This window comes from Klebsiella sp. EMBS2024 (assembly GCF_036233805.1).
GTDB classification, from domain to species: domain Bacteria; phylum Pseudomonadota; class Gammaproteobacteria; order Enterobacterales; family Enterobacteriaceae; genus Klebsiella; species Klebsiella pneumoniae.
On sequence record NZ_JAZARW010000001.1, the window covers coordinates 756,570 to 779,306 of the forward strand.

At 57.0% G+C, this 22,737-nt stretch carries 20 protein-coding genes and 6 tRNA genes; 2 read left to right on the forward strand and 24 right to left on the reverse strand.

Annotated features, from left to right (window positions below; translation table 11 throughout):
* Positions 1 to 10: 10 nt before the first annotated feature.
* The 7 genes from rlmH to leuS form a co-directional block, all read right to left on the reverse strand.
* Positions 11 to 478: a 23S rRNA (pseudouridine(1915)-N(3))-methyltransferase RlmH gene (rlmH, locus tag VZP09_RS03425; protein WP_002894620.1), complete on the reverse strand. Its 468-nt coding sequence runs from the start codon at positions 476 to 478 to the stop codon at positions 11 to 13.
* A 3-nt stretch (positions 479 to 481) separates the two neighbouring features.
* Entirely contained in the window at positions 482 to 799 is a 318-nt protein-coding gene (rsfS, locus tag VZP09_RS03430; protein WP_002894623.1) for a ribosome silencing factor, read from the reverse strand.
* Between the two features lie 222 nt (positions 800 to 1,021).
* Positions 1,022 to 1,651: an adenosylcobalamin/alpha-ribazole phosphatase gene (locus VZP09_RS03435; protein ID WP_021441419.1), complete on the reverse strand. Its 630-nt coding sequence runs from the start codon at positions 1,649 to 1,651 to the stop codon at positions 1,022 to 1,024.
* Between the two features lie 72 nt (positions 1,652 to 1,723).
* Entirely contained in the window at positions 1,724 to 2,374 is a 651-nt protein-coding gene (nadD, locus tag VZP09_RS03440; RefSeq protein WP_032414674.1) for a nicotinate-nucleotide adenylyltransferase, read from the reverse strand.
* Positions 2,367 to 3,398, reverse strand: a complete 1,032-nt coding sequence (holA, locus tag VZP09_RS03445; protein ID WP_002894692.1) for a DNA polymerase III subunit delta — start codon at positions 3,396 to 3,398, stop codon at positions 2,367 to 2,369. Before holA ends, nadD begins: the two co-directional genes overlap by 8 nt.
* Positions 3,398 to 3,988: an LPS assembly lipoprotein LptE gene (gene lptE / locus VZP09_RS03450; protein ID WP_002894693.1), complete on the reverse strand. Its 591-nt coding sequence runs from the start codon at positions 3,986 to 3,988 to the stop codon at positions 3,398 to 3,400. Before lptE ends, holA begins: the two co-directional genes overlap by 1 nt.
* A 14-nt stretch (positions 3,989 to 4,002) precedes the next feature.
* Positions 4,003 to 6,585 (reverse strand): leucine--tRNA ligase, encoded by a 2,583-nt coding sequence (leuS, locus tag VZP09_RS03455; RefSeq protein WP_004147581.1) that lies wholly within the window; start codon positions 6,583 to 6,585, stop codon positions 4,003 to 4,005.
* Positions 6,586 to 6,811: 226 nt separating this feature from the next.
* Here leuS and VZP09_RS03460 point away from each other — a divergent pair, with 226 nt between their 5' ends.
* Positions 6,812 to 7,294 (forward strand): zinc ribbon-containing protein, encoded by a 483-nt coding sequence (locus VZP09_RS03460; protein WP_002894699.1) that lies wholly within the window; start codon positions 6,812 to 6,814, stop codon positions 7,292 to 7,294.
* A 45-nt stretch (positions 7,295 to 7,339) separates the two neighbouring features.
* On the opposite strand, the gene VZP09_RS03465 is transcribed toward VZP09_RS03460, so the two are convergent.
* From VZP09_RS03465 to miaB, 11 genes are all read right to left on the reverse strand, one after another.
* The gene (locus tag VZP09_RS03465) at positions 7,340 to 9,133 is read right to left on the reverse strand and encodes a filamentous hemagglutinin N-terminal domain-containing protein (protein ID WP_002894701.1); all 1,794 of its coding nucleotides are present in this window, start codon (positions 9,131 to 9,133) and stop codon (positions 7,340 to 7,342) included.
* 65 nt (positions 9,134 to 9,198) lie between these two features.
* Complete coding sequence (locus tag VZP09_RS03470) at positions 9,199 to 10,869, reverse strand: ShlB/FhaC/HecB family hemolysin secretion/activation protein (RefSeq protein ID WP_004176875.1); 1,671 nt, start codon at positions 10,867 to 10,869, stop codon at positions 9,199 to 9,201.
* Positions 10,870 to 11,242: 373 nt separating this feature from the next.
* Complete coding sequence (locus tag VZP09_RS03475; protein ID WP_021441422.1) at positions 11,243 to 11,968, reverse strand: amino acid ABC transporter ATP-binding protein; 726 nt, start codon at positions 11,966 to 11,968, stop codon at positions 11,243 to 11,245.
* Positions 11,968 to 12,642, reverse strand: a complete 675-nt coding sequence (gltK, locus tag VZP09_RS03480; RefSeq protein WP_004212642.1) for a glutamate/aspartate ABC transporter permease GltK — start codon at positions 12,640 to 12,642, stop codon at positions 11,968 to 11,970. Before gltK ends, VZP09_RS03475 begins: the two co-directional genes overlap by 1 nt.
* On the reverse strand, positions 12,642 to 13,382 hold the full coding sequence (locus VZP09_RS03485) for an amino acid ABC transporter permease (RefSeq protein WP_002894709.1): 741 nt from the start codon (positions 13,380 to 13,382) through the stop codon (positions 12,642 to 12,644). The genes gltK and VZP09_RS03485 overlap by 1 nt, the downstream gene beginning before the upstream one ends.
* 164 nt (positions 13,383 to 13,546) lie before the next feature.
* Positions 13,547 to 14,458, reverse strand: a complete 912-nt coding sequence (locus tag VZP09_RS03490) for an amino acid ABC transporter substrate-binding protein (RefSeq protein WP_002894712.1) — start codon at positions 14,456 to 14,458, stop codon at positions 13,547 to 13,549.
* 354 nt (positions 14,459 to 14,812) lie between these two features.
* A complete protein-coding gene (gene lnt / locus VZP09_RS03495) occupies positions 14,813 to 16,351 on the reverse strand; it encodes an apolipoprotein N-acyltransferase (protein ID WP_004147589.1) in 1,539 nt (512 codons plus the stop codon).
* 125 nt (positions 16,352 to 16,476) lie between these two features.
* Positions 16,477 to 17,355, reverse strand: a complete 879-nt coding sequence (gene corC / locus VZP09_RS03500) for a CNNM family magnesium/cobalt transport protein CorC (RefSeq protein ID WP_004197606.1) — start codon at positions 17,353 to 17,355, stop codon at positions 16,477 to 16,479.
* Between the two features lie 147 nt (positions 17,356 to 17,502).
* On the reverse strand, positions 17,503 to 17,976 hold the full coding sequence (gene ybeY / locus VZP09_RS03505) for an rRNA maturation RNase YbeY (RefSeq protein WP_002894722.1): 474 nt from the start codon (positions 17,974 to 17,976) through the stop codon (positions 17,503 to 17,505).
* Complete coding sequence (locus VZP09_RS03510; protein WP_004176871.1) at positions 17,973 to 19,019, reverse strand: PhoH family protein; 1,047 nt, start codon at positions 19,017 to 19,019, stop codon at positions 17,973 to 17,975. Before VZP09_RS03510 ends, ybeY begins: the two co-directional genes overlap by 4 nt.
* A 153-nt stretch (positions 19,020 to 19,172) precedes the next feature.
* Positions 19,173 to 20,597 (reverse strand): tRNA (N6-isopentenyl adenosine(37)-C2)-methylthiotransferase MiaB, encoded by a 1,425-nt coding sequence (miaB, locus tag VZP09_RS03515; RefSeq protein WP_002894730.1) that lies wholly within the window; start codon positions 20,595 to 20,597, stop codon positions 19,173 to 19,175.
* A 179-nt stretch (positions 20,598 to 20,776) separates the two neighbouring features.
* Between miaB and ubiF the strand changes: the two genes are divergently transcribed.
* Positions 20,777 to 21,952 carry a 3-demethoxyubiquinol 3-hydroxylase gene (ubiF, locus tag VZP09_RS03520; RefSeq protein ID WP_009308186.1) on the forward strand — a complete coding sequence of 392 codons (1,176 nt, stop codon included), beginning with the start codon at positions 20,777 to 20,779 and terminating at the stop codon, positions 21,950 to 21,952.
* Positions 21,953 to 22,071: 119 nt separating this feature from the next.
* Here the strand turns inward: ubiF and VZP09_RS03525 are convergent.
* From VZP09_RS03525 to VZP09_RS03550, 6 genes are all read right to left on the reverse strand, one after another.
* A tRNA-Gln gene (locus tag VZP09_RS03525) sits at positions 22,072 to 22,146 on the reverse strand.
* Positions 22,147 to 22,221: 75 nt separating this feature from the next.
* Positions 22,222 to 22,296, reverse strand: a tRNA-Gln gene (locus tag VZP09_RS03530).
* Positions 22,297 to 22,343: 47 nt separating this feature from the next.
* Positions 22,344 to 22,420 (reverse strand) — tRNA-Met (locus tag VZP09_RS03535).
* 23 nt (positions 22,421 to 22,443) lie between these two features.
* A tRNA-Gln gene (locus VZP09_RS03540) sits at positions 22,444 to 22,518 on the reverse strand.
* A 36-nt stretch (positions 22,519 to 22,554) separates the two neighbouring features.
* A tRNA-Gln gene (locus VZP09_RS03545) sits at positions 22,555 to 22,629 on the reverse strand.
* A 23-nt stretch (positions 22,630 to 22,652) separates the two neighbouring features.
* A tRNA-Leu gene (locus VZP09_RS03550) sits at positions 22,653 to 22,737 on the reverse strand.

A 22,737-nucleotide genomic window follows, 5' to 3' on the forward strand; every position in this document is an offset into this window, starting at 1 on the left:
CTGATCATCATTACTCACGGTGGTACGGGTGGTTGGTGGTGATGCTCCACGCCCGGTACAGACTCTCGGCCACCAGTACGCGCACCAGCGGGTGAGGTAAGGTGAGGGTGGAGAGCGACCAACTCTGTTCCGCCGCTGCTTTACAGGCGGGAGAGAGACCTTCCGGACCGCCTACCAGTAAACTGACGTCGCGCCCGTCCTGTTTCCAGCGTTCCAGTTCGCGCGCCAGCTGCGGTGTATCCCATGGTTTACCCGGAATATCCAGGGTCACGATGCGGTTCTTACCGGCAGCGGCTAACATCATCTCGCCCTCTTTTTCGAGGATGCGTTTGATATCAGCGTTCTTACCGCGCTTACCGGCAGGGATCTCCACCAGCTCGAACGGCATATCTTTGGGAAAACGGCGCAGATACTCGCTAAAGCCGGTCTGTACCCAGTCCGGCATTTTGGTGCCAACGGCCACCAGCTGCAACTTCACGCATTAACTCCAGAGTTTTTCCAGCTCGTACAGACGACGGCTCTCTTCCTGCATGACGTGGACCATCACGTCGCCGAGGTCGACGACGATCCAGTCGGCGGCGGCTTCCCCTTCAACGCCCAGCGGCAGCATGCCGGCGGCGCGGGACTCCTGAACCACGTGGTCGGCGATAGACATCACATGACGCGTGGAGGTGCCGGTGCAGATAATCATGCAATCGGTGATGCTGGATTTGCCATGTACATCAATGGCAACGATGTCCTGACCTTTCAGGTCATCAATTTTGTCGATAACAAAATCCTGGAGTGCTTTACCCTGCAAGTGTTCCCCCTGGGTGCGTGAAGATTGATAATCATAAAGAGCCTGACAGTATACCTGAACTGATGAAAAAGTCGGGTGAAATGTCTGTCGGCAGGCGTTCGTGGCGGGCTATCATCCCATCCCTCGCCGCGGATTGCATCGCCATTTTTGTAAAACAATTTCTGCAAACCGGCTTTGGCGGATGCTGCCTGGCAGCGGAGAATAACAGCCTGCTCTGGCCTGTCAATGGTCTGGCGGGAATTCTTCTTGCGGCTGCCAGACGGCCTGGCTATTTAATACCCGCAGGGTGGTGAAATCGTCGCGGATTTCGATGAGGCTCCAGGCGCCATGGGCAATGGGAAAGTGCCACATCGCCGCCGCAGGCATCTGCAACAGCAGGGCGGTCAGCAGGCTCAGGACGCCCTGATGGCCGACGATCAGCAGATGGTCAAGATGGCGGCAGTCGGTCAGCGTTGGGATAAACTCGCTGACGCGGCGGGCAAAATTCTGAAAGCTTTCGCCGTTGGTGGGGGCCGCATGCTGCCAGTCGGCACACCAGGCGGCATAGTTTTCCGCATCTTCTCGCTGGAGGTCGCGATGATGACGCATCTCCCAGTCGCCGAAAAACATCTCATTGAGCGCGGGATGGCGCTCACGCGGAATAGCGCGGTCGCCAAGCAGCAGATCGGCCGTTGTCCCGGTCCGCGCCAGCTCGCTACAGAATACTATATCGAAAGGCGCCAGGCGCAGCCGTTCGCCGAGCGCGCGCGCCTGAGCGACGCCGCGCGGCGTCAGGGGCGTTGGGGCATGGCCGCTGTATAACCCGGCAACGTTGGCTTCGGTTTCGCCATGGCGAACTAACCACAATTTCATGAACAGGCTCTGACAGGCGATGAAAAGATGGCGTTACGATAGCGCTTTTTTCGCGCCAGGCCCAGCCTGGGGTCAGCAATAGAGTCCCTGCTCGCGGATGTAATCCAGCACGGCGGCAGGCAGCATCTCGTCGCAGGACTCGCCGCGCTCAAGGCGCTGGCGGATGATCGTCGCGGAAATATCGAACCACGGCGTCTCAGCCAGGTAGATCACGCCGGAAGGGCGGTTATGCAGAGACTCCACGTCGTGGGTTAAATGGCGATCCAGCCAGCGCTGATCCGCTTCCTGCGCCATGGTCAGCGGGTAACCCGGGCGGCGGCAAACAATCAGGTGGACATTGTCGATAATGGTTTCATAGTTGTGCCAGGTGGGAAAGGTCAGTAGCGAATCCTGGCCAATGATAAACGCCAGCGGTTTGCGCGGCCCTTGCTCCTGGCGCCACTCCTGCAGCGTTTGCGCCGTCCAGGAGGGGGTATCGCGCCGTAGTTCGCGTTCATCGAGCGTGAACAGCGGTTTATCGGCAATCGCCAGCTTCAGCATGTGCACGCGCTGGGCGCTGGTGGCTTCCGGCTGCGGCCGGTGCGGCGGAACGTTGTTAGGCATGATGATGACCTTGCTCAGGCCAATCTGATTCGCCAGGATCTCAACCGGCTTGAGGTGACCGTAATGCACCGGATCGAAGGTGCCGCCATAGATTGCCTGTAACTGAGTCATATCAACCATCAATAAAAACGTCCGCCAGGGCTTTGTGGCAGAGCAACAACGAAAGACTTTCCAGTTCGGGCCAGACGTCGTGCCCGTAATCCTGTTTAAAGGTGAGCTCCGCGCGGGTCAGAAGGGTCACCGCCTGGCGCAGCTGTTCCCCGCTCAGGCGCGTGAGGGCGTCGCTGAGCAGCTGACGGCGGTTTTGCCAGACCCGGTGTTTATCAAACAGCGAGCGCAGCGGCGTGTGCGTCGCCTGGCGCTTGAGGGTAACCAGCAGCAGCAGCTCCCGCTGCAGAGTACGCAGCAGGATCGCCGGCTCGCAGCCTTCAAGGCGTAACTGCTGCAGGACGTGCAGCACGCGCTTACTTTTGCCTGCCAGTAGGGCATCGACCCAATGGTAAGGCGTAAAGTGCGCGGCATCGTTTACCGCTTGCTCAACGCGGGGCAGGGTTAGCTTACCGTCCGGCCAGAGCAGCGCCAGACGCTCCAGCGCCTGCGCCAGCGCCAGCAGATTGCCTTCGTAACAGTAGCACAGCAGCTGACTGGCCGCGTCATCGAGCTGCAGCTGATGCTGTTTGGCCCGGGCGGCCAGCCAGCGCGGCAGCTGCGCGTATTCCGGCGTCTGGCAACTGACCTGGACTGCGCGCTGAGCCAGGGCGGTGAGCCATGCGGCATTCTCCTGGGCTTTGGTCAGCTTATTTCCGCGAACTATCAGCAGCAGGTCGTCGTGCAGCAGGCCAACCAGCGTGGCGAGCTGTTCATTGATCGCCGCGTTGGGGCCGTTTTCCGGTAGGATCAACAGCAGGGTTTGCCGGCTGGCAAACAGGCTCATCGCCTGGCTTAAGGCGAAAATCGCCTGCCAGTCGGTGCTGTTGTCGATTGAAAAAGTATGGTGCTCGGTAAAGCCCTGCGCGGCAGCAGCTTCGCGAATGGCGTCCTGGCTTTCCTGCAACAGCAGGGGATCGTTGCCAAGCAGCAGATAGGCCGCGCGCAGCCCTTCAGTGAGCTGCGCGCGGAGCTGTTCCGGGTACAACCGAATCATCATTGACCCAGCGTGGTGGAGACGCGGTTACCCGAGGAAGCCGGCGCCGCGCTGCTGGCGACCGGTTTCTCTTCCTGCTGGGTTGCTTCAACATCCGCTACCTGAACGCTTGGCAGCTTACGAATCAGCTGTTCCGCCGCTTTGTCGTACATTTCCTGGATAATCATATCCTGCTCGGCGTCTTTCGCTAATGCCGCCTGCGGGTTATCAAAGAACGACCGATAGACCTTGGTGGTAATCGGATAGATATCGTGACCCGGGATCAGGACGCTGGCATGAACGGTCATGACCATCTGATACTCCGCCGTACGACCATCCTGGAACACCGATGCGGTATCTTTCTGAATCGACGAGCCATCGAGGCGCAGAGAAGGGACATCTTTACGCAGCGTGCTGGCGTCGATCAGTTCCACGCCGTTAAGACGCAGCTGATTACGTACCGCGCGGCTTAACGGGCCGTTCGGATCGCTCGACTGGAAAATCATGGTTTTCATGGTGGCGGGCACCTTGGTAGTGCTACGCAAATGCCAGCCACAGCCGGCGGTGACGAGCACCGCCAGAGATAACAACATTGTTACCAGATATCGCACGCTTCCTCCCGCGCTTAGCCAACGACCAGATTGAGCAGTTTACCCGGAACGTAAATCACTTTACGCACGGTTTTACCGTCGAGATATTTCGCCACCAGATGTTCCTGGCCGGCGCGCTCGCGAACCTGCTCTTCAGTTGCATCTACCGCAACGGTAATTTTACCACGAACTTTGCCATTGACCTGGACGACGACGAGGGTGCTGTCTTCCACCATCGCGCTCTCATCCGCTACCGGCCACGGCGCGTTGTCGATATCGCCTTCGCCGTTCAGCTCACGCCACAGGGTGAAGCTGGCGTGCGGAGTGAACGGGTTGAGCATACGCACCACCGCCAGCAGAGCTTCCTGCATCAGCGCACGATCCTGCTCATCTTCCTGCGGCGCTTTCGCCAGCTTGTTCATCAGCTCCATGATTGCCGCGATGGCGGTGTTGAAGGTCTGACGACGGCCGATGTCATCGGTCACTTTGGCGATGGTTTTGTGGATATCGCGACGCAGCGCTTTCTGATCTTCGCTCAGAGCCGCCACGTTCAGTGCCGCAACCTCTCCTTTAGTGGTGTGCTCGTAGACCAGTTTCCAGACGCGTTTCAGGAAGCGGTTCGCCCCTTCAACGCCAGATTCCTGCCACTCGAGGGTCATATCCGCCGGGGACGCAAACATCATGAACAGACGCACGGTATCCGCGCCGTAGCGCTCAACCATCACCTGCGGGTCGATGCCGTTGTTTTTCGACTTGGACATCTTACTCATGCCGGTGTACACCAGCTCGTGGCCCGCCGCGTCTTTGGCCTTCACGATGCGGCCTTTTTCGTCGCGCTCAACGATGGCGTCAACCGGGGAAACCCAGTTACGTTCGCCGTTTTCGCCCACATAGTAGAACGCGTCAGCCAGCACCATGCCCTGGCACAGCAGCTGTTTCGCCGGCTCATCGGAGTTCACCATGCCCGCGTCGCGCATCAGCTTATGGAAGAAGCGGAAGTAGAGCAGGTGCATGATGGCGTGTTCGATACCGCCGATGTAGATATCTACCGGCAGCCAGTAGTTGGCCGCTTTCGAATCCAGCATTCCTTCCTGATACTGCGGGCAGGTGTAGCGCGCATAGTACCAGGAGGATTCCATAAAGGTATCAAAGGTGTCGGTTTCGCGCAGCGCCGGCTGGCCGTTGACGGTGGTCTTGGCCCATTCAGGATCGGCTTTGATCGGGCTGGTGATGCCGTCCATGACCACGTCTTCCGGCAGGATCACCGGCAGCTGATCTTCCGGGGTCGGCAGCACGGTGCCATCTTCCAGAGTCACCATCGGGATCGGCGCGCCCCAGTAGCGCTGACGGGATACGCCCCAGTCGCGCAGACGGTAGTTAACTTTACGCTCGCCCACGCCCATGGCAGCCAGTTTGTCGGCAATGGCGTTGAAGCCCGCTTCATAATCAAGACCGCTGAACTCGCCGGAGTTAAACAGGACGCCTTTCTCGGTCAGCGCCTGCTCGGAGAGATCCGGCTCGGAGCCGTCGGCAGCGAGGATAACCGGCTTAATGTTCAGACCGTACTTGCTGGCGAACTCGTAGTCGCGCTGGTCGTGACCCGGAACGGCCATTACCGCGCCGGTGCCGTATTCCATCAGCACAAAGTTTGCCGCCCAGACCGGAATTTCTTCACCGGTCAGCGGATGAATGGCTTTAAAGCCGGTATCGACGCCTTTTTTCTCCATCGTCGCCATGTCGGCTTCGGCCACTTTGGTATTGCGGCACTCGTCGATAAAGGTGGCCAGCGCCGGATTGTTCGCCGCAGCCTGCTGCGCCAGCGGGTGACCCGCCGCGACGGCCAGGTAGGTACAACCCATAAAGGTGTCCGGACGGGTGGTGTAGACAGTCAGTTTGTCAGCGTAGTCGTTGACGTCAAAGGAGATTTCTACCCCTTCCGAACGGCCGATCCAGTTGCGCTGCATGGTCTTCACGGTGTCCGGCCAGTGGTCCAGCTTATCCAGATCGTTCAGCAGTTCATCGGCGTAGGCGGTGATTTTAATAAACCACTGCGGGATCTCTTTACGCTCGACCTTGGTATCGCAGCGCCAGCAGCAGCCGTCGATAACCTGTTCGTTGGCCAGCACGGTCTGGTCATTCGGGCACCAGTTCACTGCGGAGGTTTTTTTGTACACCAGGCCTTTTTTGTACAGCTCGGTGAAGAACTTCTGCTCCCAGCGGTAGTATTCCGGGGTGCAGGTCGCCAGCTCGCGGCTCCAGTCATAGCCGAAGCCCAGCATTTTTAGCTGGTTTTTCATGTAGGCGATGTTGTCGTAGGTCCACGGCGCTGGCGCGGTGTTGTTTTTCACCGCCGCCCCTTCTGCCGGCAGACCGAACGCATCCCAGCCGATCGGCTGCAGGACGTTTTTGCCCAGCATGCGCTGGTAGCGGGCAATCACGTCGCCGATGGTGTAGTTACGCACGTGACCCATGTGTAGTCGACCAGAAGGATAAGGAAGCATCGACAGGCAGTAATACTTCTCTTTGCTCTCGTCTTCAGTTACTTCAAATGTACGATTTTCGTCCCAGTGAAGCTGGACTTTCGATTCTATCTCTTCCGGGCGGTATTGCTCTTGCATGGCAGCCAGTGGTCCTGTTTTCAATACAGCTACAAAGTGTAGCCAATGGATGTGTTATTTCAGATCGGCATAGCATAGCCCAAACGCCCACGTCAAAACAGCTTTTCGCACATCAACATCGGCAAAAGCTGCGCAGATTATTTCGCGACTCTGTGGCTTGTCAGACACAGCGGGAGAGGAATAAGGTCTATTATCAGAAGACGTTAACCCCACCGGAGGCGAAATGATGAACAAGGTTGCTCAATATTACCGTGAACTGGTCTCCTCGCTCAGCGAACGGCTCCGCCATGGAGAGCGCGATATCGACGCGCTGGTGACGCAGGCGCGGGAAAAAATCGTCCGCGCCGGCGATCTGACGCAGAGCGAGATCGAGTCGGTGATTGCGGCGGTCAAGCGCGACCTAGAGGAGTTTGCCCGCAGCTACGAAGAGAGTCACGAAGACGAGAGCGACAGCGTGTTTATGCGGGTGATCAAAGAGAGCCTGTGGCAGGAGCTGGCTGATATCACCGACAAAACCCAGCTCGAGTGGCGGGAAGTCTTTCAGGATCTGAATCACCACGGCGTGTACCACAGCGGCGAAGTGGTCGGTCTGGGCAACCTGGTCTGCGAGAAGTGCCACTATCACCTGGCGGTATACACCCCGGACGTGCTGCCGCGCTGTCCAAAATGTGGCCACGATCAGTTCCAGCGTCGGCCCTTCGAGCCCTAAGCGTGCGAAAAACGATGCGCGAGGCTTCGCGCATCGTGGTTTGTCTTATTTCACCGTGTTGACTTCGGTGCTCTTGAAATACTGTTTTCCACCCATGTCGCTAACATATTTCTGCGATGAGTTCAGTACCAGCTTGTCAGCAGTTAACGTCCCGACGCCGCATTTCGCCAGGCCCAGTATGCCGCAACTTTTACCACCATTGACCACTTTGGTGGCGGTTAACGTCATGTTGCCGCCCGCGCTGAGGGTTGAATAATTGTAGATCGCGCCTTTATTTTTGGTATTTAAGGTCAGGTCGCCGGTGCTGCTGATCTGCCCTTCGTTGGTGATATCTGAGTAGGTCGTGATTGAAATATTTTTGGCAGTAATATTGCCATAATTATTCACTACGCCGTGATCGGTGGTGATATCGGCGGCATTCATATAACCATTTTGGTTCAGCCAGTAGCTGTGGGCGGTAATGGCGTTGGTTGCCTCAATACGACCACTGCTGCTTTGCGCCAGCGTTCCATTGGTCTGCAGATTGATATTTTCGCCGGTGATATTGCCGAGGTTATAGATCTCGCCCGTATTGGCGCTGCCGTCCTGTGTAAGCGACTGAATGGTGGTTTGGCCAGTAGAGTTAATATTGCCGGTGTTTTTAAAGCTGTCGCCGACAAACGTCAGGCTGGTGTGTTTGGCGCTGATTTTGCCTTCATTGAGGAAATCACCGATTGCCGTGGCGGCAATCTGGTTATTTGACAGCAGGGAGGCTTTTTCTTCGTTGCGGATTTTCCCGCCGCTGGTCAGGCTTAATCCACTGGTGCCGGTCATCGTGCCTGAGTCGCCGTTGGTGATGTTGCCGTTAGCGGTGGCAATCAGCTGGCCGCCGGAGAGAGAACCGGTGTTAACGATATAATCGCCACTGGAGAGCATTAAATAATAGGCGCCGGCGATGCTACCGTCATTGGTGATGCCCGTGACGGTGGAAACCTGGCTCAGCAAACCTTTGCCCGTTATTGACCCTTTGTTCAGTAAATTACCGTTGCTGGTGAGCATCAGCGTGCCGTTGGAGATAATAGAACCCTTATTACGTACGCCAAAGCCGATGTTATTGCCGACCATGCTGATGCTGTTGGCCTCAATGCCGCCAAGGCTGCTGACGTCGATGCTGTACTGCGGGTTAACCGTCATCTGGATCAGGGTGGCCTTTTTACCGGCGGAGGTCACCGAGCCAGAGCTGTTATCCATGGTGAAGTTGCCCGCGCTGACCAGGGCGTTGTTGGCCTGCACTTTACCGTTAATCTTAATCGCGTCGGCGAGCAGAACCGCGTAGCCGTTGGCGGCGTTCATGCCATTTTCGCCGATGGTGAGGGTGCCGCCCGTTACGGTATAGCTGCCGATGGCGCCATCGTCGGTCATATTAACCTTGCCGGTGGTCAGGATAGCCTTGTTGGTATTAACAAAGCTACAGCCGGAACAGGTGATGCCGTTCGGGTTGGCGATTACCACATCCGCTTTCTGACCGTTGACTTCGATAAAGCCCTTCAGGCTACTGGCGTTTTTGGAGGTCACCTCGTTCAAAATCACCGAAGCGCTGCCGGCGGTCAGATTATTGTTGCGGGCGATATTGCCAAATGTGCTGTGGCTGACATCATCGCCGCTGTTATTAAGGATGGTGCCATTGGTGCCGACGTTGAAGTCGCGGTACAGGTTATGGGAGACACCGGCGGCGTTCGGCTTTTCAATATCGATAACCGTGGCGCCGGAAGAGTGCGTATAGCTTGTGGGGTCGGCATAAACTACCGACGAGGTTAATACTGCCGCCAGTGCGACATAAGAAGCCTTAAACTTAAACATTTTCTTTATTCCTTTAAATAATGATTAATAAATAATGTAAATATGACGAGTCAATAATGTGCGAATTAATACCTCCACTGTAATGAAAAGCCCATATTCAGGGCGTCGCTATGAAACTTATCCGGTTTACTCAGCGGGGTACTAATAAACAGATCGTACTGCGTTGACCATAGCTGACCGCGCAGCCCGCTGACGGCGCCGGAGAGCACTTTGCCTTTTTGATATAGATCGGCGCCGATAAGGCGGCCTATATCCGCGCCCAAATAGAATTGCCGCTCGTGGGTGGCCAGATCCCAGATAAAATCGTTGCGCCAGTACCATCCCTGATTGCCGGACAGGCTGTTTTCACCGTCAAAACCGCGCACGCTCCAGCGACTACCAATATTGAATTTATTATCGGAAGCGAGTTTGTCCGGGCTGAACTGGGCGCTGAGGCGGGGAGCCCAGGTAAATTTGTCGCCGGTGGCGTCAAATTTCATCATTGCCTGCAGATTACCATGCACAATCCGCGACAGCGGGCTATACAGCCCGGCCTGCTCTTCCGGCGTTGCTGTCGAGCTGAGCCACGGCAGGCTGCGCTGGATGCCGATGCTGGCATCAACAATCTTTTTGTTAAAGTAGTGCTGGTGGTTGAGGGTGAATTCCCATGAGGGGTTCTGCTTGCGCATCACCAGTAGCTCACTGCCGCCGAAGTAATAATGCGAGGTGCTCTTGGCGATCCGCAGGTCAGCGGTGGTTTTTTGCTGCCGGGTGTGGGAGAGCAGACGACTCAGCGTGGCGCTGTAGTAGCGATTTTTACTCTTATAATCCATCGTCGACCAGTTGCCGTTAAACTGCTGACGATACTGGCTGTATGCCCCGTAGGCGCTTAGTGTCCAGTAGCCAAAGGGAATGGAGTAATACAGGCTGCCGTTGTGGTTGCCGTCGTTATGCTGATTGAATTCAATATCGCCCCCGCCGGAAAGGTACAGGATATCGTTGAGGGTGGTCAGGTCATAGAGATAGAGGGCCCCGCCGGCCTGGTAGCGTCCGCTGGCTTTGCTGCCGGCGTCGTCAAGCCAGGCGCCAAGCTGCCATTTTTTCGCCAGGCTGCGGGCGATCTGGATATCGCTTTCTCCCTCGTGTTGGCCCGGCAGCAGTTTCATGTGCGCGGTGGCGCCGGGCAGACGCTGCAGGTTGGCCATCCCTTGCTCAAGGTCGCTTAAGCGCAGGATAGTACCGGAAGAGGTGGGTAGGGAATTCCACAGGCGGGTGGTGTCCGAGCCGTCGGCATAGTCGATAGCGCCCACTTTGCCATAGTGCAGCGTGAACCTGAGTATGCCGTGCTCCAGCGACTGGGAGGGCACATCAATCAGCGAGGTGATGTAGCCTTGCGCGATCAGCTCATTTTGCAAGGTATAGGCCAGCAGGCGAATGCCTTCGCTGCCCAGGCAGCGTCCCTGCGCCTGCCGCGCGGTTTTCGCCAGTAATTTCCGGGTGAGCGCCTGGTTATCGGAGTCGATATCGACCCGGTTGATCAATTTGCAATGCGTTTCCTCAGGAAAAGGGATACCCTGCGGCGCCACGCGCTGTTGTGAAGACTGAAAATCCTGTTGCTGCGGCGCCAGCGCCTCCTGGCGGGCTTTATCCTGCTCCGTCTGGTGAGTAGAAGAGGCCAATGGCGCGGCCCCGGCGGCTGAGGTGCCCGCCAGCGTGATAAACAGCAGCCCGGTGAGCGTGCGAGATCGAATTAACATGAAGCAATATCCATTTGTTTCATTGGTTTGGTGGCGCATCCATTATTCTGCGAGCGGCAGAGAATATTGATGGCCTTTATTTCGGCGCAGGCGAGGTCAGGCAAGAATATTATATTCAATTAATAAAATAATCGTGCGACGAACCTGTTACGAGGCGTTATATGCTAGCGGCGGCGGCAATGCCGGTCCACGAATTCATTATTGAATTCTTTATGAATTGATCGATTTAATAAATAAGCTCAGCTTTTATCGCCGAGGTTTATTGGGTACGTAAATGATAGTAGCGATAATCTGCCGCATAAATAACATTGGCGAATAATATGGCGGAAAAGATTAACTGCGCATACCGGGCGGTATGCGCAGAGAAAAACCATCAATGAAGTATTTTGGCGAGGAAATCTTTGGCACGCTCGGATTGCGGATTGGCAAAGAAGGCCTCTTTATCGGCATCCTCGACAATCTTCCCTTCATCCATAAAGATCACCCGGCTCGCCACCTTGCGGGCAAAGCCCATCTCATGGGTCACGACCATCATGGTCATCCCCTCGTTGGCCAGTTCGACCATAACGTCCAGCACCTCGTTAATCATCTCCGGGTCAAGCGCTGAGGTGGGCTCATCAAACAGCATGGCGATTGGGTCCATACACAGGGCACGGGCAATGGCCACGCGCTGCTGCTGGCCGCCGGAGAGTTGCGCCGGGTATTTTTCCGCATGCGCCGCCAGGCCAACGCGCTCCAGCAACTTGAGGCCTTTCTTGCGCGCTGAGGCTTTATCGCGGTTAAGCACTTTGACCTGCGCCAGCGTCAGGTTGTCGATAATCGACAGATGCGGGAACAGTTCAAAATGCTGAAACACCATGCCGACGTGCGAGCGCAGTTTAGCCAGGTTGGTCTTTTTATCGTTAACCACGGTGCCATCGACAATAATCTGCCCCTGCTGTACCGGCTCAAGGCCGTTCACAGTCTTAATCAGCGTGGATTTACCGGAGCCTGACGGCCCGCAGACCACCACGACTTCGCCTTTTTTCACTTCCGTGGAGCAATCGGTCAGCACCTGAAAGTGACCATACCATTTTGAAACGTTTTTCAGGGTAATCATTACACAGTCCTTTTCTTCAACCAGCTGACCAACAGCGAGGCGCTGAGGCTAATCACAAAATAGACGCCGCCCGCGAACAGGATCATTTCGACCTGGGTTCCGTCACGCTCGCCAATGGTGGAGGCGGTACGGAAGAAGTCGGCGAGACTCAATACATACACCAGCGAGGTATCCTGGAACAGGACGATCCCCTGGGTTAGCAGCAGCGGCACCATGGCGCGGAAGGCCTGCGGCAGGATCACCAGCCGCATTGACTGCCAGTGGGTCATCCCCAACGCCAGCGCGGCGCTGGACTGGCCGCGGGAGATGCTCTGAATGCCGGCGCGGATAATCTCTGAATAGTAGGCGGCTTCGAACATCGAAAACGCCACCATCGCCGAGATCAGGCGAATATCCGTTTTCGGCGACAGTCCCAGCACGTTCTGCAGGAAGCCCGGGACAATCAGGTAGAACCACAGCAGGACCATCACCAGTGGGATTGAGCGGAATACGTTGACGTAGGATTTAGCAAACCAGGCCAGCGGCATAAAGCTGGACAGGCGCATAACCGCCAGCAGGGTGCCCCAGACGATGCCGACCACGATGGCGATCACCGTAATCTTAAGGGTGATCACCAGCCCTGCCAGCAGATAGGGCATGGAGGGAACGATCGAACTCCAGTCAAAATCGTACATTATTTGCCTCCCATATTGCCAGGCAGGCGAACCTTACGCTCGACCACATACATAATCAGCATAATCACCGCGTTGATGAAAACATAGGCCAGGGTGATGGCGGTAAAAGACTCCCAGGCATGAGCGGAGTAGTCCAGCAGTTTGCCCGCCTGCGCGGCCATATCGGCCAGACCGATGGTGGAGGCGATGGCCGAGTTTTTCACCAGGTTCATCATCTCCGAGGTCATCGGCGGCACGATAACGCGGTAGGCGTTCGGCAGCAGCACGTAGCGGTAGGTTTGCGGCAGGGTCAGGCCCATCGCCAGGCCGGCGTTCTTCTGCCCGCGCGGCAGCGACTGGATGGCGGCGCGTACCTGCTCGCAGACGCGAGCGGCGGTAAACAGCCCCAGGCACAGCATGGAGGAGACAAAGAATTGAATGTTTGGGTCCAGCTCCGATTTAAACCACATGCCGATATTTTCCGGCAGGAACTCCGGCACCACCAGGTACCAGGTAAAGAACTGCACGATCAGCGGCACGTTGCGAAACAGTTCGACATAGCAGGTGCCAATGCCCGAGAGGAAGCGATTGGGTACCGTGCGTAAAATGCCGAACAGTGAGCCGACGAGAAAAGCGATGATCCAGGCCGAGATGGAGAGGGCGACGGTGATTTGAAAACCGCTCCACAGCCAGCCCAGGTAGGTAGTGTTGCCGAAGGGGGCCTGTTGCAGGAATATCCCCCAGTTCCAGTCTATTGACATACATGACTCCTGGAAAAAAAAGGGTAGCCAGTGCTACCCTCGAAGACGGTTGTCCAGCTTGTTTCGGTATTCGCGGCGGCTGGGGAACGACCAGCCGCCGTATAGTCTGTCCGTGCTGTGACAATCATCGGGAGGGCAGGATATCCCGCCCCTGGTTGTTATAATTAGTTCAGTGCTTTGTCGTTAGGTGATTTGAACAGCGCTTTCATGTCGTCCGACAGCTCGAAGTTGAGGTTAAGATTTTTTGGCGGAATCGGGTTTTTGAACCATTTGTCAAACCACTTCTCCGCTTCGCCAGAGGTCTGAGCCTGGGCGACGGTTTCATCAACCAGCGCCTTGAACGTCGGATCGTCCTTCCGCAGCATGCAGCCATAGGCTTCCTTCGACTGCGGGGTGCCGACGATTTCCCAATTATCCGGTTTCTTCGCCTTGGCGCGTTCGCCAGCCAGCAGGGCATCATCCATCATAAAGGCCACGGCGCGTCCGCTCTCCAGGGTGCGGAAAGAGTCGCCATGATCTTTGGCGCTGATAATGCGCATATTCATTTTTTTCTCATCGTTCAGCTTATGCAGCAGGATCTCTGAGGTGGTTCCGGAGGTGACGACGACCGCTTTATCCTTCAGGTCCGGGAAATCTTTGATCGGACCGCCTTTCTTCACCAGCAGACGGGTACCGACCACGAAGATGGTATCGGAGAAGGCCGCCTGTTTCTGGCGCTCAAGGTTGTTGGTGGTTGAGCCGCACTCGAAATCAAAGGTGCCATTCTGCAGCAACGGGATACGGTTCTGCGAGGTGACCGGGATCAGTTTGACCTGCAGATCGGGTTTGTTCAGTTTTTTCTTGATGGCATCGACGATGGCGTTGGAATAATCCTGAGAGTAGCCCACAACCTTCTGCTGGTTATCGTAGTAAGAGAACGGGACCGAAGATTCACGATGGCCGACAACGATAACCCCGTTTTTGGCGATCTTATCCAGGGTGTTCTGGCCAGCCGCCGGGGCAGCATCTTCCGCCTGCGCCAGACCAGCGGTCATTCCCATTACCAGCATTGCCGTGGCCAGTTTACGTAATTGCATATCCAACTCCTTATCCGCAGCGTCAGCGACGCTATTGATACCCATTGTGATTGTGTGTGTTGTTATTGGGGGCACGCATCCACGTGCCGCATTTGTATGTGTTTGTTAGCATTTAGTTTGGCTTAATGTAAAGATTTTGCTGCTTTATTGTTTATTTTTGCGAAGCGCTCCGCACCAATCGGAGGCAAATATCTTCCATTGCACCAAAATAGCGCGACCACCGATCGTTTCTGGTGCAACCCGGTTGCACTGGGTCGGACGATGCCGCTACCAGGTTAAATAAAGCAATGACTGTGCCAGAGTGGCAGATGATGGGAAGAAAAAGCCGGCGACGGGCGTCGCCGGCGGAGAAACTTATCGGCGACGCTGGCGCAGGCTCATCAGCAGCGCGGCGAAACCAAACAGCGCCGTCAGCGCCCATAGCGGCCAGTTGCCGGTGCGGGCGTAAGGGGTTAAGCCGCTGGTGGGGGTCACGGTGGTGGTCAACACCTCGCGGGTAAACTGCGGGATCATCTTCTGGATCTCGCCGCGCGGGCCGATCACCGCAGTAATGCCGTTGTTGGTGCTGCGCAGCAGCGGGCGGGCCAGCTCCAGGGCGCGCATTCGCGCCATCTGGAAGTGTTGCCACGGGCCGATGGACTTGCCGAACCAGGCGTCGTTGGAGATGGTCAGCAGGAAGTCGGTGTCCGGCCGGAAGTTATCCCGCACCTGTTCCCCGAGGATTATCTCGTAGCAGATGGCCGCGGTCAGCTTCAGGTTATGCGCCATCAGCTGCGGCTGCACGTAGGGGCCGCGGCTGAAGGAGGACATCGGCAGGTCAAAGAACGGCGCCAGCGGACGCAGAATCGACTCCAGCGGTACAAACTCGCCGAACGGCACCAGATGGTTCTTGTTGTAGCGGTTGGTCGAGTCGTAGCGGTACGGGTTATCTTTGCCGAGAGTAATGATGGTGTTGTAGGTATCGTAACGGTTCTGCTTGTTGAGACGCGCATCGACAATGCCGGTGATCAGCGAGCTGTCTTTTGCGCGCAGCAGATCGTCCATCATGCTGAGGAACTGCTGCTGGTTGATCTCCAGATCCGGGATCGCCGATTCAGGCCAGATAATCAGCTGCGAGTGGCCGATATGCGGCTGGGTCAGCGCCAGGTAGGTTTTCAGGGTATTGACCAGCTGCTTTTCGTCCCATTTCATGGCCTGTGGGATATCGCCTTGCACCAGCGAGACCTGGGTCGCGCGCGCCGGCAGCAGCTGATACCACTGGATATAGCGCAGCGGGAACGGCAGGGCGAACAGCAGCGCGGCAATCGCCAGCGGCTTCCAGTTGCGCTGGACGAGAGCCAGGGCCAGCAGGCCGCTGACTACCATCAGCAGGAAGTTAATCGCCTCGACGCCCATCACCGGCGCGAGGCCTTTCAGCGGGCCGTCAATCTGGCTGTAGCCGAACTGTAGCCACGGAAAGCCGGTCAGCACCCAGCCGCGCAGGAACTCGGTGATTTGCCAGACGACAGGGGCAGCGATAGCCATCCGTATCCAGTTAGTTTTAGGCCACAGACGGGCGAGCAGGCCGGCAAACAGGCCGGTGTAGAGCGAGAGATAGGCCGCCAGCAGAACGACGAGGAAGACGTTAACCGGGCCGGGCATTCCGCCAAACTGAGCGATGCTGACATAGACCCAGTTGATACCCGTGCCGAACAGCCCGAGTCCCCAGAAATAGCCGATCCCGGCGCTTTGCAGCGGGCGTCGGTTGAGGGTTAACGCCTGCAGACCGATCAGCGAAACGATAGCCGCTGGCCAGAAGTCATAAGGTGAAAAAGCCAGCGTTCCGCTGGCTCCAAACAACAGCGCCAGCAACAGACGTATGCGCTGGCGTTCAAGAAGAGAGGCAAATACCATTTAGGTTAATCGTCCCGTTAATTAACGCCTGCTGCTACAGGCTATTCTTTTTGCCAGCCGGACGCGGGGCACCTACAACCGTGTATGACTCGCGGTCTCCCGGCTGGCCATTTCAGCGCTACCGCTTACTCTTCCAGCTTCGGCTGGGGAGCGTCATCGGGCAGCTTTACATGCACCTGAATGATACGACGACTATCTGCCATTGCTACCTTGAATTGGTAACCATCAATGTCGATAGATTCGCCGCGGGCCGGCAGATGGCCGAAGGCCTGCATCACCAGCCCGCCAATGGTATCCACTTCTTCATCGCTAAAGTGCGTGTCGAAGGCGTCGTTGAAGTCTTCGATGGAGGCCAGGGCGCGCACCGTCCAGGTGTGGCGGCTCAGCTGGCGGAAATCGATATCTTCTTCTTCGTCGTACTCGTCTTCAATTTCCCCGACGATGAGCTCAAGGATATCCTCGATGGTCACCAGGCCAGAGACGCCGCCGAATTCGTCAATAACGATCGCCATATGATAGCGCTGTGAGCGAAACTCTTTCAGCATGCGGTCGACCCGCTTGCTTTCCGGGACGACAACCGCCGGCCGTAACACTTTTTCCATGCTGAAGGCTTCGGCGTCGCTGCGCATAAACGGCAGCAGATCCTTGGCCATCAGAATCCCTTCGATGTGATCTTTATCTTCACTGATGACCGGGAAACGCGAGTGGGCGGATTCGATGATGACATCCAGGCACTCGTCCAGCGTCTGGTTGCGCTTCAGGGTTATCATTTGTGAACGGGGGATCATAATGTCGCGGACCCGCTGGTCGGCGATATCCATTACCCCTTCGAGCATGTCACGCGTATCTTCATCGATAAGATCGTTCTGCCCGGAATCACGGATCAGCGCCAGCAGTTCATCGCGGTTTTTCGGTTCCCCGTGAAAAAGCTGGCTGAGTAACAGGGAGAAAAATCCCTTTTTGCTGTTTACTGTGTCACTACTGTGTGAATTGTCGTCGCTCATGGCGTCGTTTGGGTTCTCATGTTGATTTAACNGTCGCTCGTCGCGCGTAGACTCAGCGCCGGACGGCATGGGTTGCCTGACTTTCTGGCAGGTAAAACGCAGAAACAGCGGCCGGATGAGGCGCAAGCACCGCCATCCGGCTGGGCGCTATTCCGCAATCTTCTCGGAAATGTACGGGTCCTCATAGCCCAGAGCAAGCATTATCTCTGTTTCAAGGCCTTCCATCTCTTCCGCTTCGTCGTCTTCGATATGATCGTAGCCCAGCAGATGCAGGCTACCGTGCACCACCATATGCGCCCAGTGCGCCTCCAGCGGCTTACCTTGCTCGCTGGCTTCCTGCTCTACCACCTGACGGCAGATGATCAGATCGCCGAGCAGCGGCATTTCAATTCCCGGCGGCGCTTCAAACGGGAAGGAGAGGACGTTGGTCGGCTTATCCTTGCCGCGATAGGTCAGGTTCAGCTCATGGCTTTCTGCAACGTCGACCAGACGAATCGTTAACTCTGACTCCTCCTGAAACGGCGGAATGACGGCGTCGACCCAGCGTTGGAAAAGGGCTTCGTCCGGCAGGCCGCTGGTCTCTTCGCAGGCCAGCTGTAAATCGAGGATCACCTGACTCATTTTTGCTCCTGTTCCTGGGCTTCGCGTTTGCGCTCGGCGGCCAGCTCTGCTTTACGTTTCTGGTCTGCGGCTTCCCATGCCTCATAGGCGTTCACGATGCGGGCGACCACCGGATGGCGCACCACGTCTTCGCTATGGAAGAAGTTAAAGCTGATCTCATCGACTTCCGCCAGCACTTCGATGGCATGGCGCAGACCGGATTTGGTGCTGCGTGGCAGGTCAATCTGCGTGATGTCGCCGGTGATCACCGCCTTGGAGTTAAAGCCGATGCGGGTCAGGAACATCTTCATCTGTTCGATGGTGGTGTTCTGGCTTTCATCAAGAATGATAAAGGCGTCATTCAGCGTCCGTCCGCGCATATAGGCCAGCGGGGCCACTTCGATGACGTTACGCTCAATCAGCTTCTCCACTTTCTCAAAGCCGAGCATCTCAAACAGCGCGTCATACAGCGGGCGCAGATACGGGTCGACCTTCTGGCTCAGATCGCCGGGCAGGAAGCCGAGCTTTTCGCCTGCCTCGACGGCCGGACGGGTCAGCAGAATACGGCGGATCTCCTGGCGCTCCAGCGCATCGACCGCCGCCGCCACCGCCAGATAGGTTTTACCCGTACCCGCCGGACCCACGCCGAAAGTGATGTCGTGATCGAGGATATTGGCGATGTACTGCGCCTGGTTCGGCGTACGCGGTTTGATTACCCCGCGCTTGGTCTTGATATTGACGGCTTTACCGTACTCAGGCACGCTTTCGGCGCTCTGCTCCAGTACGCGCGCTTCCTTGATCGCCAGGTGGATCTGCTCTGGTTCAATATCCTGAATCTGACCGCGCATTGGCGCTGTGTCGACATACAGGCTGCGCAGAATATCGGCGGCAGCGTGCACGCACAGGGCGCGACCGGTCAGCTTAAAGTGATTGTCACGGCGGTTGATCTCAATGCCTAACCGACGCTCCAGCTGTTTAATGTTGTCGTCAAACGGGCCGCACAGGGCTAACAGGCGTGCGTTATCCGCTGGCTCCAGGGTAATCTCACGAGTGTCTATGTTCAAACTATTCCTCTTTACGCAGGTGGCCGGACGCGGCGCGTGGCCGGCTAATCAGGAAATTATTTACGTCACAGGAAAATGGCGCAAGCATTGCTGTAGATATAGGGACGGAGAGAGGAATTACAAGGCCTGCCGGAACCGACAGGCCTGAAGGGATCATGGCTGGTAAATTCCCACGCCAAGATCGTTCTCTTTACGGGTGCGGGCAATCACTGATTCGGGTGATTCAGCGATACGCAGACCCATCTCCGCTTCGGTGCGCACGATTTTACCGCGCAGCGAGTTGGTATATACATCGACGATTTCGACATCGACAAACTTACCGACGAGGTCCGGGGTACCTTCGAAGTTGACCACCCGGTTATTCTCCGTACGTCCGGAGAGCTCCATGATGTTCTTACGCGAGGTGCCTTCCACCAGGATGCGCTGTACCGTGCCGAGCATGCGACGGCTCCAGGCCATCGCCTGCTGGTTAATGCGTTCCTGCAGGATATACAGACGCTGTTTTTTGTCCGCCTCCGGCACGTCGTCGACCATATCGGCCGCCGGGGTGCCCGGGCGAGCGGAGAAGATAAAGCTGTAGCTCATATCGAAATTGACGTCGGCGATGAGCTTCATGGTCTTTTCGAAATCTTCCGTGGTTTCGCCCGGGAAGCCGACGATAAAGTCGGAGCTTATCTGAATATCCGGGCGCGCTTCACGCAGCTTGCGAATAATCGCTTTATACTCCAGCGCGGTATGGGTGCGTCCCATCAGGTTCAGCACACGGTCGGAGCCACTCTGCACCGGCAGGTGCAGGAAGCTCACCAGCTCCGGCGTATCGCGATAAACGTCGATGATATCGTCGGTAAATTCGATCGGGTGGCTGGTGGTGAAGCGAATGCGGTCGATGCCGTCGATGGCGGCGACCAGGCGCAGCAGGTCGGCAAAGCTGCCGGTGGTGCCGTCGTAATTCTCACCGCGCCAGGCGTTAACGTTCTGCCCCAGCAGATTGACCTCACGCACGCCCTGCGCCGCCAGCTGGGCGATTTCAAACAGGATATCGTCGCACGGACGGCTAACTTCTTCTCCGCGGGTATACGGCACCACGCAGTAGGTGCAGTATTTATTGCAACCTTCCATTATCGAGACAAAGGCGGTCGGCCCTTCGGCGCGCGGCTCTGGCAGGCGATCGAATTTTTCAATTTCCGGGAAGCTGATATCAACTACCGGACTGCGGTTGCCGCGCACGGAGTTAATCATCTCCGGCAGGCGGTGCAGGGTTTGCGGCCCGAAAATAATATCGACATAGTGCGCGCGCTGGCGAATATGGTCGCCTTCCTGGGAAGCCACGCAGCCGCCGACGCCAATAATCAGGTCCGGGTTCTTCTCTTTCAGCAGCTTCCAGCGGCCAAGCTGATGGAAAACTTTTTCCTGGGCCTTCTCACGAATTGAGCAGGTATTGAGCAACAGCACATCTGCTTCTTCCGCCACTTCGGTCAGTTGATACCCATGTGTCGCATCCAGCAGATCGGCCATCTTTGATGAATCATACTCGTTCATCTGACAGCCCCAGGTTTTAATATGGAGTTTTTTTGTCATTGACTTGCTCATGCTCAGTAATAGATATCCAAAACGCGGGGATATATACAGGGTGAATTTCGCATTCCAGGGCGCGTATTGTAATGCTTTGGTCGCCCCCTGACCAGTGCGAGCGTTATCGCCGCAAGAGGGCGAAAAATCCGGTAAACTTAACGGATTCTGCTTTAAGGATAATAGCCATGACAATTCACGTAACAGATGTCGCCATCGTGGGCGGCGGCATGGTCGGCGGCGCCCTGGCGTTAGGGCTGGCGCAACAGGGATTTACCGTGACGGTGCTTGAGAAAGCGGCGCCACCGGCGTTCGATCCGGCATCCGCCCCGGATGTGCGGATCTCGGCGATCAGCGCGGCTTCGGTCGGCCTGCTGAAGAGTCTCGGCGTCTGGGATGCCATACGGGCGATGCGCGTCCATGCTTATCGCCGTCTGGAGACCTGGGAGTGGGAGAGCGCGCACGTCGCCTTCGACGCCGCGGAGCTCAAGCTGCCGGAGCTGGGCTATATGGTCGAGAACAAGGTTCTGCAATGGGGCCTGTGGCAAGCGCTGGCGGCGCATGAGGCGGTTACCCTGCGCGTCGGTAGCGAACTGAAAACGATGCAGCGCGGCGAGACGCAGACGGCGTTGCATTTGCGCGAGGGGGAGACGATCCACGCCCGGCTGGTAATCGGCGCCGACGGCGCTAACTCCCAGGTGCGGGAGATGGCCGGCATCGGCGTGCACGCCTGGCAATATCAGCAGTCCTGTATGCTGATCAGCGTCGAATGCGCCGACGATCCCGGCGACAGCACCTGGCAGCAGTTTACTCCCAGCGGCCCACGCGCCTTCCTGCCGCTGTTCGACCACTGGGCCTCGCTGGTCTGGTACGACGCCCCGGCGCGGATCCGTCAGCTGCAAAGCATGACCATGGCGCAGCTCCAGCAGGAGATCGCCAGTCACTTTCCGGCGCGGCTGGGACGGGTGACGCCGCAGGCGGCCGGCGCCTTCCCGCTCACCCGGCGTCATGCGCTGCAGTATGTTCAGCCCGGCCTGGCGCTGGTGGGCGATGCGGCGCACACCATTCATCCTCTGGCGGGGCAGGGGGTTAACCTTGGCTATCGTGATGTCGATGCTCTGCTGGAGATCCTGGCGGAAGCGCGCGGCCGCGGCGAAGACTGGGCCAGCCTGCCGGTGCTGAAGCGCTACCAGGCGCGGCGGCGAGCGGATAATTTTATCATGCAGTCGGGGATGGACCTCTTTTATGCCGGATTCAGCAATGACCTGGCGCCGGTGCGGATGCTGCGTAATATTGGCCTGATGGCGGCTGAACGCGCCGGGGGGCTGAAGCGTCAGGCGCTGAAGTATGCCTTAGGCTTGTAAAACCGGCTTCCCGGGCAGGGGAGTAGCGGAGAGCGCCTGCCCGGCAGTCAGGACGGAGTAAGCATGTCAGGACGCCAATAGCAAAAAAGCCCACCGAAGTGAGCTTTTTTGCATTGAAGTGGCTGGGGTACGAGGATTCGAACCTCGGAATGCCGGAATCAGAATCCGGTGCCTTACCGCTTGGCGATACCCCAATTGTCTGTTGCGCTTGACCGTAACTACGCCGGTTGAGGGCAACAGTGCGTTCACTGCTGAACGACTTTTAAATTTGGCTGGGGTACGAGGATTCGAACCTCGGAATGCCGGAATCAGAATCCGGTGCCTTACCGCTTGGCGATACCCCAACAAATTGTTTGCGGATTTATCGATGCGTATCGATACGTCCAGAATATGGTGGCTACGACGGGATTCGAACCTGTGACCCCATCATTATGAGTGATGTGCTCTAACCAGCTGAGCTACGTAGCCTAATTGTCTTACTGCTTCTTCGATGGCTGGGGTACCTGGATTCGAACCAGGGAATGCCGGTATCAAAAACCGGTGCCTTACCGCTTGGCGATACCCCAATACCGTCGCGGTGAACCGCAAATATCGAAGAAATATGGCTGGGGTACCTGGATTCGAACCAGGGAATGCCGGTATCAAAAACCGGTGCCTTACCGCTTGGCGATACCCCATCCGTACAACGCTAACTGGTGAATGGTGCGGGAGGCGAGACTTGAACTCGCACACCTTGCGGCGCCAGAACCTAAATCTGGTGCGTCTACCAATTTCGCCACTCCCGC

Bases quoted from the DNA above. Each gene is read 5' to 3' on its own strand.
- VZP09_RS03435 (WP_021441419.1), bottom strand. From the start codon at position 1,651: ATGAAATTGTGGTTAGTTCGCCATGGCGAAACCGAAGCCAACGTTGCC.
- holA (WP_002894692.1), bottom strand. From the start codon at position 3,398: ATGATTCGGTTGTACCCGGAACAGCTCCGCGCGCAGCTCACTGAAGGG.
- VZP09_RS03485 (WP_002894709.1), bottom strand. From the start codon at position 13,382: ATGTCAATAGACTGGAACTGGGGGATATTCCTGCAACAGGCCCCCTTC.
- VZP09_RS03475 (WP_021441422.1), bottom strand. From the start codon at position 11,968: ATGATTACCCTGAAAAACGTTTCAAAATGGTATGGTCACTTTCAGGTG.
- VZP09_RS03465 (WP_002894701.1), bottom strand. From the start codon at position 9,133: ATGTTTAAGTTTAAGGCTTCTTATGTCGCACTGGCGGCAGTATTAACC.
- ybeY (WP_002894722.1), bottom strand. From the start codon at position 17,976: ATGAGTCAGGTGATCCTCGATTTACAGCTGGCCTGCGAAGAGACCAGC.
- ubiF (WP_009308186.1), top strand. From the start codon at position 20,777: ATGACAATTCACGTAACAGATGTCGCCATCGTGGGCGGCGGCATGGTC.
- VZP09_RS03490 (WP_002894712.1), bottom strand. From the start codon at position 14,458: ATGCAATTACGTAAACTGGCCACGGCAATGCTGGTAATGGGAATGACC.
- miaB (WP_002894730.1), bottom strand. From the start codon at position 20,597: ATGACAAAAAAACTCCATATTAAAACCTGGGGCTGTCAGATGAACGAG.
- corC (WP_004197606.1), bottom strand. From the start codon at position 17,355: ATGAGCGACGACAATTCACACAGTAGTGACACAGTAAACAGCAAAAAG.
- VZP09_RS03470 (WP_004176875.1), bottom strand. From the start codon at position 10,869: ATGTTAATTCGATCTCGCACGCTCACCGGGCTGCTGTTTATCACGCTG.
- nadD (WP_032414674.1), bottom strand. From the start codon at position 2,374: ATGGTTGATATGACTCAGTTACAGGCAATCTATGGCGGCACCTTCGAT.
- VZP09_RS03460 (WP_002894699.1), top strand. From the start codon at position 6,812: ATGAACAAGGTTGCTCAATATTACCGTGAACTGGTCTCCTCGCTCAGC.
- gltK (WP_004212642.1), bottom strand. From the start codon at position 12,642: ATGTACGATTTTGACTGGAGTTCGATCGTTCCCTCCATGCCCTATCTG.
- leuS (WP_004147581.1), bottom strand. From the start codon at position 6,585: ATGCAAGAGCAATACCGCCCGGAAGAGATAGAATCGAAAGTCCAGCTT.
- lnt (WP_004147589.1), bottom strand. From the start codon at position 16,351: ATGGTATTTGCCTCTCTTCTTGAACGCCAGCGCATACGTCTGTTGCTG.